14 protein-coding genes are annotated in these 14,578 nt (G+C 68.4%); 11 read left to right on the top strand and 3 right to left on the bottom strand.

The genetic code is table 11. From position 1 onward, the window contains the following. The first annotated feature begins 3 nt into the window (after positions 1-3). The 6 genes from PVT71_RS26680 to pqqE all read left to right on the top strand — a co-directional run bounded on the left by PVT71_RS26680 (position 4) and on the right by pqqE (position 4,034). Positions 4-684 (top strand): response regulator transcription factor, encoded by a 681-nt coding sequence (locus PVT71_RS26680; protein WP_353476500.1) that lies wholly within the window; start codon positions 4-6, stop codon positions 682-684. 112 nt (positions 685-796) lie between these two features. Then, positions 797-889 carry a pyrroloquinoline quinone precursor peptide PqqA gene (gene pqqA / locus PVT71_RS26685; RefSeq protein ID WP_040384855.1) on the top strand — a complete coding sequence of 31 codons (93 nt, stop codon included), beginning with the start codon at positions 797-799 and terminating at the stop codon, positions 887-889. Positions 890-911: 22 nt separating this feature from the next. Continuing rightward, entirely contained in the window at positions 912-1,811 is a 900-nt protein-coding gene (pqqB, locus tag PVT71_RS26690) for a pyrroloquinoline quinone biosynthesis protein PqqB (protein WP_353476501.1), read from the top strand. Further along, entirely contained in the window at positions 1,808-2,578 is a 771-nt protein-coding gene (gene pqqC, locus PVT71_RS26695) for a pyrroloquinoline-quinone synthase PqqC (RefSeq protein ID WP_353476502.1), read from the top strand. The genes pqqB and pqqC overlap by 4 nt, the downstream gene beginning before the upstream one ends. Then, on the top strand, positions 2,575-2,868 hold the full coding sequence (gene pqqD, locus PVT71_RS26700; protein ID WP_353476503.1) for a pyrroloquinoline quinone biosynthesis peptide chaperone PqqD: 294 nt from the start codon (positions 2,575-2,577) through the stop codon (positions 2,866-2,868). Before pqqC ends, pqqD begins: the two co-directional genes overlap by 4 nt. A 56-nt stretch (positions 2,869-2,924) precedes the next feature. After that, the gene (pqqE, locus tag PVT71_RS26705; protein WP_353476504.1) at positions 2,925-4,034 is read left to right on the top strand and encodes a pyrroloquinoline quinone biosynthesis protein PqqE; all 1,110 of its coding nucleotides are present in this window, start codon (positions 2,925-2,927) and stop codon (positions 4,032-4,034) included. Positions 4,035-4,568: 534 nt separating this feature from the next. Here the strand turns inward: pqqE and PVT71_RS26710 are convergent. From PVT71_RS26710 to repA, 3 genes are all read right to left on the bottom strand, one after another. Then, entirely contained in the window at positions 4,569-5,690 is a 1,122-nt protein-coding gene (locus PVT71_RS26710) for a helix-turn-helix domain-containing protein (protein WP_353476505.1), read from the bottom strand. 253 nt (positions 5,691-5,943) lie between these two features. Further along, positions 5,944-6,906: a plasmid partitioning protein RepB gene (repB, locus tag PVT71_RS26715; RefSeq protein WP_353476506.1), complete on the bottom strand. Its 963-nt coding sequence runs from the start codon at positions 6,904-6,906 to the stop codon at positions 5,944-5,946. Further along, on the bottom strand, positions 6,896-8,098 hold the full coding sequence (gene repA / locus PVT71_RS26720) for a plasmid partitioning protein RepA (RefSeq protein WP_353476507.1): 1,203 nt from the start codon (positions 8,096-8,098) through the stop codon (positions 6,896-6,898). Before repA ends, repB begins: the two co-directional genes overlap by 11 nt. 761 nt (positions 8,099-8,859) lie before the next feature. On the opposite strand from repA, the gene PVT71_RS26725 reads away from it, so the two are divergent. From PVT71_RS26725 to PVT71_RS26745, 5 genes are all read left to right on the top strand, one after another. Then, a complete protein-coding gene (locus PVT71_RS26725) occupies positions 8,860-9,501 on the top strand; it encodes a hypothetical protein (protein ID WP_353476508.1) in 642 nt (213 codons plus the stop codon). 142 nt (positions 9,502-9,643) lie between these two features. Then, positions 9,644-10,270, top strand: coding sequence for an S-(hydroxymethyl)glutathione synthase (gene gfa, locus PVT71_RS26730; protein WP_353476509.1), 627 nt, complete (start codon positions 9,644-9,646; stop codon positions 10,268-10,270). A 123-nt stretch (positions 10,271-10,393) separates the two neighbouring features. Beyond that, on the top strand, positions 10,394-11,119 hold the full coding sequence (locus PVT71_RS26735) for a response regulator transcription factor (protein WP_353476510.1): 726 nt from the start codon (positions 10,394-10,396) through the stop codon (positions 11,117-11,119). A 23-nt stretch (positions 11,120-11,142) separates the two neighbouring features. Further along, positions 11,143-12,282: an FIST N-terminal domain-containing protein gene (locus PVT71_RS26740; RefSeq protein ID WP_353476511.1), complete on the top strand. Its 1,140-nt coding sequence runs from the start codon at positions 11,143-11,145 to the stop codon at positions 12,280-12,282. Continuing rightward, positions 12,279-14,504, top strand: a complete 2,226-nt coding sequence (locus tag PVT71_RS26745) for a PAS-domain containing protein (RefSeq protein WP_353476512.1) — start codon at positions 12,279-12,281, stop codon at positions 14,502-14,504. Before PVT71_RS26740 ends, PVT71_RS26745 begins: the two co-directional genes overlap by 4 nt. Positions 14,505-14,578: the final 74 nt, after the last annotated feature.

Below are 14,578 nucleotides of genomic sequence, written 5' to 3' on the forward strand. Positions count from 1 at the left end.
GCCATGACCGACCTGCCCCGCCTCCTCGTCGTCGACGACGACCCCGAGATCTGCTCGGCCCTCGCGCGCGGGCTGGGGCTGCACGGCTACGCGGTCGAGACCTGCAACCGCGCCGACCTCGCGCTGCACCGGCTCGCCGCACGCGGCTTCGACGCCGCGGTGATCGACGTGATGCTCGGCGCCGACAGCGGCATCGAGCTGGTGCGCGCCGCCCGCGCCGCCGGGGTCACGCTGCCCATCGTCATGCTCTCGGCCCTCTCGGAGGTCGAGCAGCGCGCCGCCGGGCTCGAGGCCGGGGCCGACGACTACGTGGTCAAGCCCTTCGCCTTCGACGAGCTGATCGCCCGGCTGAAGGTACAGCAGCACCGCGCCGCCACGCTGCGCCCTGCCCCGGCGCGGCTCTCGGCCGCGGACCACAGCCTCAGCACCCCGGCGCGCAGCGTGACCCTGACCGACCGAGAGTTCGCCCTGCTCTCGCTCCTCGCGTCGCACGCCGGCAGCCCGCTCTCGCGCGGCGAGATCTTCGACCGGCTCTGGGCCGGGGAGTCGCGCTCGGAGAACGTGGTCGACGTCTACATCGGCTACCTGCGCCGCAAGCTGAAGCCCGGCACCGATTTCGGCTTCGAGATCATCACCTTGCGCCAGCAGGGTTTCTGCCTCGAGGGCACCCCTCCGGCGCGCTGAATACCGTGGCACCGACCTTCGTCTAGGGCGTTCTTAGAACATAAGACTCGCCCGGATGCCCCCCTGCCGCGCACACTCCGGCCATCGCATTCCGCGACAGGAGGAGACTTTCATGGCCTGGACGAAACCCGTGATCCGCGAAATCGAGTGCGGCATGGAAATCAACATGTACGGACCCGAGCACGACGACGGGGTGCTGTTCTGAACAGCCGCGCGCGGAGAACGTGATGCAACATATCCGCGCGCGAATTCTCGGAGCTGCTGCCGGGGGCGGGTTGCCCCAGTGGAACTGCGGCTGCGAGAACTGCCGGATGGCCCGTGCGGGCGACATTCCCTCCCAGACCCAAAGCTCGCTGGCCGTCTCTGCGAACGGAAGGGACTGGGCGATCCTCAACGCCTCGCCGGACATCCGCGCGCAGCTCGCCGCCACCCCCGAGCTGCACCCCACCGGGCTGCGCGACATGCCGCTCCGCTCGGTCCTCGTGACCAATGGCGACATCGACCACGTGGCAGGGCTGCTGACCCTTCGCGAGATGCAGCCCTTCACGCTCTACGCCACGCCCGGCATCCACGAGGTGATCGCCGGCAACCCGGTCTTCGCCGCGCTTGCCCCCTCGGTGGTGACGCGGAGCCCGCTGGCGCTGGACACGCCCGCCGAGATCGCGCCGGGCCTTCTCGCCACGCTCTTCGCGGTGCCGGGCAAGGTGCCGCTTTACATGGAGGGCGCCGAGGTCGAGACCGATCTCATCAGCGAGCAGACCGTCGGCGTCGAGCTGCGCGCCGGTTCCTCCCGCGCCTTCTACATCCCCGGCTGCGCCCGGCTCGACGCCGCGCTGCGCGCCCGGCTCTCCGGTGCCGCGCTGGTCTTCTTCGACGGCACGCTCTGGCGCGACGACGAGATGATCGCCGCCGGGCTCGGCGGCAAGACCGGCCGCCGCATGGGGCACATGTCGATGAGCGGCCCCGAGGGCTCGATCGCCGCCTTCGAAGGGCTCGACGTGGGCCGCAAGGTCTTCGTCCACATGAACAATACCAACCCGGTGCTGCGCCCCGACGCGCCCGAACGCGGCACCGCCGAGCGCGCCGGCTGGACCATCGGCCAGGACGGAATGGAGCTATCCGCATGACAGAGGCACAATCGGGGGCACAATCCCGCGCAGAGTTCGAGGCCCGGCTGCGGCAGATCGGGGCCGAGCGCTACCACGACCTGCACCCGTTCCATCACCGGCTGCACGGCGGCGGCTGCACCCCCGACGAGGTGCGCGCCTGGGTGATCAACCGCTACTATTACCAGCACTCGATCCCGATGAAGGACGCCGCCTTCATGTCGCGCGTCGAGGACCCGGACCTGCGCCGTGCCTGGCGCTCGCGCATCGAGGACCACGACGGCACCGAGACCAACGAGGGCGGCATCCGCCGCTGGCTGCGCCTTGCCGAGGCGGTGGGGCTCGACCGCGACTACGTCGCCTCCTGCGAGGGCGTGCTGCCCGCCACCCGCTTCGCCGTCGATGCCTACGTCCGCTTCGTGCGCGACAAGACCCTGCTCGAGGCGGTCGCCGCCTCGCTGACCGAGCTCTTCGCGCCGAAGATCCACGCCAGCCGCATCGAGGGGCTGCTGAAGAACTACACCTTCGCCGACGACGCCGCGCTCAGCTACTTCCGCACCCGCCTCAGGGAGGCGCCGAAGGACGTGGCCTTCGGCCTCGATTGGGTATTGAGCCACGCCGACACCGCCGAGAAGCAGGACGCCGCGGCCAAGGCGCTGATCTTCAAGACCGATGTGCTCTGGTCGCAGCTCGACGCGCTCTGGGGGGCCTATGTCGCGCCCGCCCGCATCCCGCCCGGCGCCTGGCGCCCCGGCGAGGGCCTGGCGAAGGGCAGCGAGGCGGCATGATGGACCCCGCCGCCATCCCCTCCCTGCCCCGCGGCGTACGGCTGCACCGCGACACGGTGCGCGAGCAGTGGGTGCTGCTCGCCCCCGAGCGCGCGGTCACGCTCGACGCGGTCGCCCACGCCATCCTCTCCGAGGTCGATGGCCGCCGCAGCCTCGCCGAGATCACCGCCTGCCTCGCCGAACGCTACGACGCCTCGCCCGAGCAGATCGCCCGCGACTGCGCGGGCTTCCTGCAGGCGCTGCAGGCGCGCCGCATCCTCGATCTGTCCCCTGCCCCTTCTTCTCTTTGAAAATACGCATGGCGCGGCGCCCGCCACCGGCGCCGCCGCCGGACCGGAGGCCCGCCATGACCACAGCCAAGCCGCCCATCGCCCTGCTCGCCGAGCTGACGCACCGCTGCCCGCTCTCCTGCCCCTATTGCTCGAACCCGCTCGAGCTCACCCGGCAGGAGGCCGAGCTCTCCACCGCCGACTGGACCCGGGTCTTCCGCGAGGCCGCCGAGCTTGGCGTGCTGCAGCTGCACCTCTCCGGCGGCGAGCCCGCGTCGCGCCGCGATCTCGAGGAGCTGGTCTCCGCCGCCCGTGACGCCGGGCTCTACACCAACCTCATCACCTCTGGCATCGGCCTCACCGAGCGGCGGCTGCAGACGCTCGACTCGGCCGGGCTCGACCACGTGCAGCTGAGCCTGCAGGGCACCACCCCCGAGATGGCCGACGAGATCGGCGGCTATCGCGGCGGCTTTGCCCGCAAGCTGCAGGTCGCCGGATGGATCAGGCAGATCGGACTGCCGCTGACGCTCAACGCCGTGCTGCACCGGCGCAACCTGCACCAGCTGCCGCGTGCGCTCGAGATGGCGCTGGAGATGGGCGCGCGGCGCATCGAGGTTGCCACGGTACAGTTTCACGGCTGGGCGCTGGCGAACCGCGACGCGCTCATGCCGACGAAGGCGCAGGCCGATGAGGCCTCGCGCATCGTTGCAGAAGCGCGGGTGGCGCTGAAGGGCCGGCTGGTGATCGACTACGTGCCCGCCGACTACCACTCGGACCTGCCAAAGCGCTGCATGGGCGGCTGGGGCTCGACCGGGCTCAACATCGCGCCCGACGGCACCGTCCTGCCCTGCCATGCCGCCCAGACCATCCCGCACCTGACCTTCGACAACGTCCGTGAGCGGCCGCTCTCCGAAATCTGGTACGAGGGCAGCGCCTTCGAGGCCTATCGCGGCACGGACTGGATGCAGGAGCCCTGCCGGAGCTGCGACCGGCGCGAGATCGACTTCGGCGGCTGCCGTTGCCAGGCGATGGCGCTCGCGGGCGATCCCGCCGCCACCGACCCGGTCTGCGTGAAGTCTCCCCACCACATCAACCTGCAGTCCCGCGCCGCCGCCCATGCCGCCTCGGATGGCGCCCTGACCTACCGCAACGCCCCCGGCAAGCGCGCTGCCGAACCCGCGGAGTGAGGCGCGGAGGGTTGTTCGCCGGTCGGAGTTGGTCGAGGTTGGTCCGCGTGTGAAAAGTTGGCCATGGCCAACTTTCTTCCCGGAGCCCCGTTCAGCTAGCCCGGCCCGACATTGATCAGCCCGATTTCGCTGGTGAGCGGGAATTGCCGGCCTTGCCTATGCTGACCGCATCAGCCGTTCCTTCAGACCCATCCGCATTGAAGTTGGCCATGGCCAACTTTTCAGAACTCGGCCGCGCGCGTCGAGGTCGAAAGACTTCTGTGTCCTCCCGCGCATCAGCGGGTCGCCGGGCTTTCCGGGCCGTTCTCAGTCATGTTCCCCAGGTCGTCGGCTGCGTGGATCCTGATGCATCGAGCGAAGCCGGCAGTCTGTGAAAGGACTGCGCCGGGAGGTCACCGGTCTTAACAGCGGTCGACAATGCGCGCGGCGCAGCTCATTTGAGGGTTGGCCTCAAACCTGCCTCTCTCGGCCGCCTCCGCCGGAAAGGAACGGCCGAGAGGGTTCAGGCGCAAACGATCTCCCGAGACACAGCACCTACGCGGGATTGGCCGCGGCGAACTCCCGGCTCATCCTGGCGAGATAGGCCTCGGGCTTCGCGATCCGCAGCGAGTTTGTGGCGATGTGGTTGAGTGCCCGGAGCAGACCATGCCAGCTCAGCGCAGCCAGACCGTCGGCGAGGCAGCGTTCTCCGATGCCTACGTAGGAGCCCATGAGATAGATCACCTCGCGCAGCCGGTTTGCGCTGCTCGGCACCTCGGGAAAGAGCGCCGCGACTTCTCTGCACTCGTTCCAGAGCGTTCCGATATCGTCGCCGGTTTTTCTCCGCGCCTGATATGTTTCTTTTCTTGGGGACTCTACTTGGCGGACATTTCGTCCGTTTCCGCCGGACTCACTTTCCGTATCCACGCGGTTTTCGCCACCTGCGATGGGCTGCATCTCGGTCGTCGCGGAGGTGTCCGGGATCTGGGGCGCGGGGCAGGGGAGCTCGCCGCAGATCGCCCGCAGACGCGCGAGCACGGCGCGGACGCCGCTCAGGCCCAGCGTGGTGCGGCGCAGGAGCGTCTTGGCCGTCTGGGTGAAGGCAAGCGCCTCGCCCGAGAGCGCCTCGGCATGGTCGAGCAATTCGCCCCGGAGGGTGAGCGCCTCGGCCCGGAGGCAGCGGACCTGCTCCTCCTCGAGCTCGATCGCCTCGGCCATCTCCTGCAGCTTGGCCGAGGCCAACAGCAGCGGCGTCAGGTCGAGTCCGTAGGCCGCGGTGACCTGACCGCGCGCCTTGAGCGGGAAGCGTTTGCGCGTCGCGCTGTCCCGCCGGGCGAGGAGACCGGCCGCGACGAGGCGGGCGATGTGCCGTCGCAGGACGCGCTCGTCCATGCCGTTCGCCCGGTCGCAGACGGTCCTGTTCGACGCGTAGACGATCAGCAGGGTGCCCGGGTCGATCGGGCGTTCCGTGCGCGTCCTGCGGTCCTGGCAGGGCAGGAAGGACAGCAGCGTGTCGAGCACGAGCACGTCGCCGGTGGAGAGGCCGAGCGCCGTCCTGCATCTTCTCAGAAGGCGCAGGAGATCCCGTCGCAGGATCGGCCGGAAGCCTGCGTGATCGGTTCGGACATGGCTCGGCCATGCCCCGGCATCAGGTGCCGCGGTCGTGATGGTGTTCATGCCATTTCAGACGGCAAAAAGGTACCGGTCACCGAAATCGGTGTTGCAGTGGTTCGATTTTGGGGGTACCAAGTAAGTGCTTAAGTTACAGGGACCCTCTGATTAGCTCACCGCTGTCGGGGGGTTTCTTTTTGCGTTCTCGTCTGCCTCCTTTACTGCTCGCGGTTTCTTTTCTTGTCCAAGGCGTTGGCCGTGGCCAACGCAATGAATTCAATGACTTAGACTGTCTCCCGGCGCGTTCGCCGGTCAGAGCTCAGTCGCGTTCCTTGATCCAGTCCCCGTAAAGCGCCTCGAGCCGGTCGCCGATGAACTGGATGAATTCCTCGTCGCGCTTGCCGCGGACCTCGATCACCATCTTGCCGCCCTTGGCGCTGAAGCTGACCGGGGCGTTCGGCACCTGCCGGGGCGGGACGGAGGCGGGTTTGGCCCTGGCATCCGCGACCGACTTGCGCTCGAGCTTCTGCAGCGCCTCGATCAGCGCGTAGACCCGCGCCTGCGCGTCCTCGGCCCCCTCTGGGATGAGATCGAGGATGCCGTCCTCGGAGGGCGCGATCTCGAGTTTCACCAGCCGGCGCAGCTCGGACCAGGGCCGGCGGCCCACGTCATGCGCGGCGCCGATCCGGCGGATCACCGGGGCAGGGATGTCGCGCACCACCGACAAGAGCCGGCTGAGCGTGCCCTTGTCGACCGCGAGCGCCTCGCAGATCTCCTGGCGCGAGAACTCCGCGGTCTCGAGCTCGGTCGCGAAGACCGCCTGCTCGATGAAGCTGCGTTCAAGCCGGGCCGAGTTCTCGAGCGCCTGCGACAGCAGGGATTCGCGCAGGTCCATCTCCTTGATGAACGCGCGGACCTTGATGCCGAGGACGCGGCAGGCGGCGATGCGGCGGCGGCCGTAGACCACCTCGTAGCGCGGACCCGCGCCGCGCCGGTAGCGCAGGAGCACTGGAAGCTGCTGGCCGGAATTGCGGATGGAGTCGACCAGCGGCTCGAGGCCGACGGTGACGTCGAAGCGGTCGGACAGATCGGAGTCGGCGATCTCGGCCACGTCGACGTCCTGCGCGGCCTGCGATGCGACCTGCGACAGGACCTCGGACATGTTCCGCAGCGATTTCGGGGCCCCGTCCGTCGCGGTGTTGCCCGCGGGCGCCGCCGGGGGAGGAGCCTCGGCCTTCTTGTTCATGTTCGCCAGACTCTGGGCCAGCAGATCACGCTTCATCGTTGCCTCCTCGTCCCCATGCCGACTGGATCAGCTTCTCGATGTCGTCCGAAACGCCGTTGATCGCCTCGATCGCCCGCTCGTAGGTCCGGCGGTTCTTGATCGACGCGAGATCGACCTCGTAGACGGTCTTCTGCGCGAGGCCCGCCTCGCTGACCGCCGAGGACTTGACGAAGGCCGTCGGGATCACGCTGTCCCCGAGCAGCTGCCGCATCCAGTCCGCAAGGTCGGTCTGGGTGCTGACCTGCGTGTCGAAGCGGGTCAGCAGGTAGGCGAAGTTGTCATAGGCGCCGATGCCGCCGTTCGAGTGCAGCACTTCGAGGACACCCGAGGCCATGGTCAGGAACTGGCTCGCCGAGGCGAGGTCGACCCGCTCGGGGATGATGGTCATCAGCAGCGAGGTGGAGGCGCAGACCGCGGACATGGTCAGGTAGCCAAGCTGCGGCGGGCAGTCGATCATGACGATGTCGTAATCGTCCTCTACCTGGCGCAGGGCATCGCGGATGCGGTTGAAGAAGACGGGCTGTTCGCCGCGGCTCAGCGCTGTCGGCGTCTCGGTCTCGAATTCCGACAGCATGATGCCGCCGGGGACGAGGTCGAGGTTGGGGAAATAGGTCTTCTTCAGGACCTCGGTGATCGGCACCCGGTAGGTGTCGCCGTCGTTGTAGCGGATCGCGTCGTAGAGCGTGCCACCGTGCCGGAAGTCGATTTCCGGCTGGTAGCCAAAGAAGGTGGTGAGCGAGGCCTGCGGATCGGCGTCGATCACCAGCACGCGGTAGCCGCGCAGGGCGAGGCGGTGGGCGATGGTGACCGTCGAGGTGGTCTTCGACGAGCCGCCCTTGAAGTTCACCGTGCTCCAGATCTGCAGCTTGTCGCCTTCCTTCCGGCCGGGAAGGAAGTGGTTGGGGTCCTTGGCGTTCTGCGCAAGGATGTGGCGGATCTCGAGGATGTCCTCGGCGGTGTAGAACCGCTTGCCGCCGACGCCCTGTTGAACGTCCGGGATCTTGCCGTCAAAATGCGATTTGCGGAGGTAGCCGTCGCTCACCCGGAGCAGCTGCGCGACCTCGGCAGTGGAGAAGGTCCTCAGCTCCTTGGTCTCCCTGGGAGCGAGGAAAAGCTTCGACATCTGATCGAGGGCTTCGCTCAGACGCTCCGCGTCAACGCGGAGTTTGTCATGCAAGATTGCATTCATGTTCACTGCTCGCTCTCTTGGTTGCTCTCTTCCGTTACAGCGAGGTTCGGGAGGTGATCCCGGCTCGGAAACGGTGTGCGGCACCTTGACGACGTTTTGTCGTTACAAGGTATGACCATGAGCCAATGAGATCTCAAGAAGAAAAAGGACTTAGTTGGAATCTCGGGATTGCGTGCAACGGTGTCTCATGCGGTGTCGGCAAGCGACCCCACGGCAACGTGATTTCCGCAATACATTGTTTTTCAATGAAAAAGATATCCACAGGCATACCGCCTAATTGACCCAAGGGCAAACCCACTTCCGGAAAAGGGCCAATTCCGGGAAGTCTCGGTGGTAACGCGATTTTCCGCAATCCGCTGCGCTCCGTCGGTCTACCGGCTCGGCGGAAGACTCCGAGTCGTGTCGCGATTGACGCGTCGGGCCGGGGGTGAAGGGAACGATTCCCGTTTCCGAACGGGATAGGGCAGGGGGGCGCTGACCTTGCCGACATGTGCCCGCGCGCCCGCAGCAGGGCGGTTTTCCCTGCAGCCGCAGCTTGAACCCGGGCCGGCCAGGGGACCGCCCAGCCGGTAACGGGAAGAACCGCATCATTTCGGGCGCGTGCGAAAGCGGAACGCCGGGGCCTCGCCGCCGCGGCGGCAAAGCTGCGACCTAACGCTGTGTTCCGGCTCTTTTCCCGCTTGGGTAGACTGGTCTTCGCCCGTGCTCCAACCGCGAGACCCCAGAGATTTGCCCGACCTCCCATGCCCAAGGAATTCCCGATGACGTCTTCGCTGCACGTGCCCGGCGCAAGCCTCAGCGCTGCCGACCTGGTGGCCCTGCGCGAGACCGCGCAGGCCCATGCCGGGTCCTGGCGCGCGCGGGACTGGCCCGGCGCCGTGCTTGTGGCCGACTTCCGCCCCTCCATGCTGCGCGGCCAGCTGCGGGCTTTCCGGTCGGTGGCCGCCGCCGAGGCGCTTGCGCTGATCGGCTGGCGCGTGGCGCTCGACGGTGGCTGGGTGGCGCTGCTGGCGCTCGGCGCCAGCGCGCCGGTGGTCGTGTCGCGGGGCGCGGGCGAGGCGGGGATGCAGGATGTCATCGCCGGCCTCGTCCGGGCGCACGAGATGGCCGAGGCCATGGCGCTTGCCGGGCGTTTCGACGACCCGCCGCTGGTGCCGGGCCTGCAGGCGATCGAGGATCTGGCGCCGCCGGGCTCGGCGCTGGTGATCGCCTCGGGATTCGAGATGCCCGGGATCGGGCTTGCGGCGCGGGTCGAGGCGCTGGCCGGCGCGCATCACCTGCGGCTGCTGCACGTGACCGACGGCGAGACGCTGGACGTCGCGCCCGGCACCGGGCTCGTCGCGCTCGATGCCAACCTTCCGCCCGAGCAGGCCGCGGCCTATCTCGGCCGCGCGCTGCGCTGACGCCTCGCGGACAGGGGCGGGATCACCGGCAAGGAGATGCCGAGCCGATACGAATGGTTGCATTGCCAGAGCCCCGGAGAGGCCGCACCCTTGCGCGAGGGTGCCGCAGGGAGGCGGTGCTGCATGGGAGGAGCAAGAGGCAATGGGAATTCTCGACAAGCTGTTCGGCGGGGATGAAGGCCCGTCCGCGGCGCAATACAGCCATGTGAAAATTCATCCGCAGGTCGACAACGGAATCACCCCGGCGCGTCCCGGGTTCGCCGGCGGCACGCTCAAGTGCAAATGCGCCACCAATCCCGTGGTGGTGAAGATCGGGGCACAGACCGCGCACAACCACGTCTGCGGCTGCACCAAGTGCTGGAAACCCGACGGCGCGGTGTTCAGCCAGATCGCCGTGGTCGCGCGCGATCAGGTCCAGGTGACCGAGAATGCGGACAAGCTCGAGGTGGTCGACGCCTCGGCGGCGATCCAGCGCCACGCCTGCAAGGGCTGCGGCGTGCACATGTATGGCCGGATCGAGAACACGGGCCATCCGTTCCACGGGCTCGATTTCGTCCATACCGAACTGTCGTCCGAGACCGGCTGGTCGCCGGCGGAATTCGCCGCCTTCGTCTCGTCGATCATCGAGTCGGGTGTCGATCCGTCCCGCATGGAGGGCATCCGCGGGCGCCTGCGCGAGCTCGGGCTCGAACCCTATGACTGCCTGTCGCCGCCGCTGATGGACGCCATCGCCACCCATGTCGCCAAGCAGAAGGGTGTCCTCAAGTAACAGGAGGGCAGGGCGCGCCCCGGCTCCTGCCGGCAAAGGGGCGCGCCTTTCCTGACCTTGGGGAACAACACCGTTGCGCGAGTGAAATTTCATGCGCTAACCTCTCCGTGGGAGGAGAGTTCAATGAAAGACATGCAAGATGCGGCGGCATCGGGCACGATCGGGCCTGTCCTGATCGTCGATGACCATCCGCTCTACAGCGATGCGCTGGACGCCGCGCTGCGTCTGGCCTTTCCGTCATGCGAGCCGGCCAAGGCGCAGACGCTCCGCGCCGCGCTCGACCTGCTCGAGGGCGGGTTCCGGCCCGACCTCGTGATGTTCGACCTGAAGCTGCCGGATGTCTGTGGCATCTCCGGATTCCAGCGCCTGCGCGAGGCGCTGCCCGAGGTGCCGGTGCTGGTGATCTCGTCGCTGACCTCGGTGCAGGTGGTGCAGGCGCTGATGCAGGAGGGGGCCGCCGGGTTCCTGCCAAAGGACGCCCCGGCACCGCTGCTGCGCGAGGCGCTGGCCGAGATCGCCGCAGGCCGCCGTTACGTCCATGCCGCCTATCTTGGCGAGTCGGTGAGAGAGGCCGAGGAGCCGCCCTTCGAGGCGATGCATCCGAAGCTGGCCGAGCTGACGCCGCAGCAGAAGCGCATCATGAAGCTGATCTGCGCCGGCAAGCCCAACAAGCAGATCGCCTACGAACTGGACCTGGCCGAGGCCACCGTGAAGGCGCATATCACCGCGCTCCTGCGGCGGCTCGGTGTGCAGAACCGGACGCAGGCGGCGGTGCTGGTGGAAAGCTCGCAGCCCGCGACGACGATCGGGGCAGCGGATGCCGATGCGCAGGCCTTCCTGAGCCGCTGACCCGAATGGCGCCAGACGGCCAGATGCCCCGTTTTGTCCGGATCTCGGTCTCGCACGAGACCGCGGCCGCCACCGCCGTGACCGAGGCGCTGGCGGCGCTCGATCTTTCCGATGCCTGCTTCATCCTTGCCTTCATGCCCGAGGGCCTCGTGCTCGACGCGGTGGCCGAGGCTTTGGAGGCGGGGGCGGAGGGGGTGCCGGTCTTCGGCTGCACCACGGCGGGGACGATCACCACCCAGGGCTACGAGACCGGGGCGCTGCTGCTGCTGGCCTTCCCGCGCGAGCATTTCCGCTGCGCCTCGATGCTGATCTCGCCGCTGAAGCCGCTCCTGATGAAATCCATCGCCTCGGACGTGCGCAACCACGCCGCGCGCTTCCGGCGCACCGCGGGCTGGAACCGGCTGGCGCTGATCCTCGCCGACGGGCTGTCGAAGCAGGAGGAGATGCTGGTCGCCACGCTCGAGGCGGCGCTTGGCGAGGTGCCGGTCTTCGGCGGCTCTGCGGGCGACAACCTCGCCTTCGAGGAGACCTTCGTCCTTCACGACGGGCGCTTCCACACCAACGCCGCGCTGCTGCTGCTGGTCGAGACCGACCTCGAGTTCCGCGGCCTCGGCTTCGACCACTTCCTGCCCACCGACCAGCAGATGGTGGTGACCCACGCGCTGCCCGAGGAGCGGCTGGTCTTCGAGATCAACGGCGCCCCGGCGGCGCTCGAATACGCGCGCATCGTCGGCTGCCCGGTCGAGCGGCTCTCGCCGGAGGTCTTTGCCGAGAACCCGATGCTGGTGCGGCAGAACATGAACTACCACGTGCGGGCGGTGCACGGCGCGCCCAGCACCCACGCGCTGTCCTTCCTCGGGGCGATCGACGACGGGCTGATCCTGACGCTGGGCCGGGGCAAGGAGATCCTCGAGACGCTCGAGCACGAGCTCGACGTGACCGGCTCGCGCGACACGGCGCCGGATTTCGTGCTCGGCTTCGACTGCGTGCTGCGCAAGCTGGAGATCGAGCAGAAGCAGCTCGCCCCCGAGGTGAGCGAGATCTTCCGCCGCCGCAGGGTGGTCGGGTTCAACACCTACGGCGAGCAGCATTGCGGCGTGCACGTCAACCAGACCTTCGTCGGCGTCGCCTTCTTCGAGCCCGGGAGGCGCGACTTCGCATGATCGACCCCGACGAGCCGCTGGAGGTTCAGGTCGCCCGGCAGGCCAAGATCATCGACGCGCTGGTGCGCCGGGCGAACCGGCAGCACGAGGTCGGCGGCACCGCCTACGGCGCCTTCCAGTCAGCCATCGCGCTGCAGGCGCAGGTCTGGGCCAAGACCCGCGACCTCGAACGCACCACCGACGCGCTGCGCCACGCCCGCGACGACAGCGAACGGATGCGCAAGAACCTCGCCGACGCGCTGGCGGCGCTCGACGGTGGGGTGGCGCTGTTCACCGGCGGGCGGCTCGAGGTCTGCAACGACATCTTCCAGCGCCTGCTGCCCGACATCTCGGACCGGCTGCGCCCGGGGCTCGAGATCGGCGCCTGCCTCGGCGCCATGGCGGAAAGCGATCACCTCGTGACGGTCGAGGGCAGCTTCGACGCGGCGCTGGCGCAGGCGCGGCGGGGCATGGCGGGGGCCTCGGTCGTGTCGCTGGTGATCGAGCTGACCGGCGACCGGTGGTACCAGATCAACCTCCAGCGCACGAGCGACGAGAACCTCGTGCTGCTGCTCACCGAGATGACCGCCATCGTGCGGCGCAACCGGTCCGAGAAGGAAAGCCTGATCGACCGGCAGGCCGACTATCTGCAGGCGGTGTTCGAGAACATGACCTCGGGGGTCTGCACCTTCTCGCCGGCGGGCGAGGTGATGATGTACAACCAGCAGTTCCGCCAGTTGTTGGGGCTGCCCTACACGATCCTGCAGAAGGGGGTCGAGCTGGCGCGGATGCTGGATTTCGTCGCGCAGCACGGTCTCATCGCCGAGGCGGCCGAGCATGACATCGGCCACTGGCTTGACCGGCTCGAGCGGCAGGGGCGGCTGCGGCGGCGGCTGCGCCACGCCTCGGGGCGGATGCTGGACCTGCATGCGCACCGGCTGCCCGACGGCGGGGTGCTGCTCGAGCTGAAGGACGTGACGCTGGAAACCCGCGCCACGGTGATGCTGGAGAACCGGGTGATCGAGCGCACCGCCGAACTGACCCGCGCCAACGCGCAGCTGCGGCTGCAGTTCGAGGAAAAGGCCCGCGTCGAGGAAGAGCTGCGCATTGCCAAGGAACGTGCCGAGGCGGCGGTCTCGTCCAAGACCCGCTTCCTTGCCGCCGCGAGCCATGACCTGCTGCAGCCGATCAACGCCGCCAAGCTGCTCATCGCCACGCTGCTCGAGGCGGCGGCGGACACGCGCTTCGCGCCGACGGTGGAGCGGCTCGAGGGCTCGTTCACCTCGATCGAACAGCTGCTGCACTCGCTGCTCGACATCTCGCGGCTCGAAAGCGCCGACAGCGCGCTCACCCCGTCCGAGCTCTGCCTCGGCACGCTGATGCGCAGCGTCTGGGAGGACCAGATGCCGCTGGCGCAGCGCAAGGGGGTGCAGCTCGACGTCGTGCCGAGCATGGTCTACGTGCGCTCCGACCCGGTCTACCTGCTGCGCTCGATCCAGAACCTCGTGGTGAACGCGCTGCAGTACACGCCGCAGGGCGGGCGGGTGCTGGTCGGCTGCCGTCGCCGCGGCGGGCGGGTCGAGCTGCAGGTCTGGGACACCGGGATCGGCATCAGCCGCAAGGACCAGAAGCGCATCTTCGAGGAATTCGCGCGGGCCGACAACGTGCCGCTCGGCTCGGGCGTGGGGCTCGGCCTGTCGATCGTCGACCGCACCTGCCGCCAGCTCGGCCACCAGGTGCGCGTGCGCTCGAAGCCCGGTGTCGGCTCGGTCTTCAGCATCGAGATGGAGGCCGTCGCCGGTCGCCGCGCCGAGCCGGTGGAAGGCTGCGAGCGCGCCCCCGCCGTCTCCTACGAGATGGACCACATCGTGCTGCTGGTCGAGAACGACAGCGACGTGCTCTACGCCTTTTCCCAGAAGCTCGAGCAATGGGGGGCCAGCGTGCTGGCGGCGCGCTCGATCGGCGAGGCGCTGGGGCACGTGCGCGACATGGGCATGCCGCCCGACATCATCCTTGCCGACTACCAGCTCGACGGCGACGAGACCGGCGACGTGGCGATCGCCGAGGTCCGCCGCGCCTGCGGCGCGCAGGTTCCGGCGATCATGATCACCGCCCATCGCGGCAACGGGCTGATGAAGAAGGGCGCGTCGCAGGGCTTCTCGGTGCTGACCAAGCCGGTGCAGCTGGCGCGGCTGCGCTCGCTCATCGAGTGGAAGGTGCGCTGGCAGTCGCCGGAGGCGTAGGCGGCACCGACAAAAGTCGGCAATGACAGGCGGGGCAGGCGGGATAGGCTGGCCCGAGGGAGAATTCGAGGGAG

This window comes from Salipiger sp. H15, assembly GCF_040409955.1.
Classification (GTDB): domain Bacteria; phylum Pseudomonadota; class Alphaproteobacteria; order Rhodobacterales; family Rhodobacteraceae; genus Salipiger.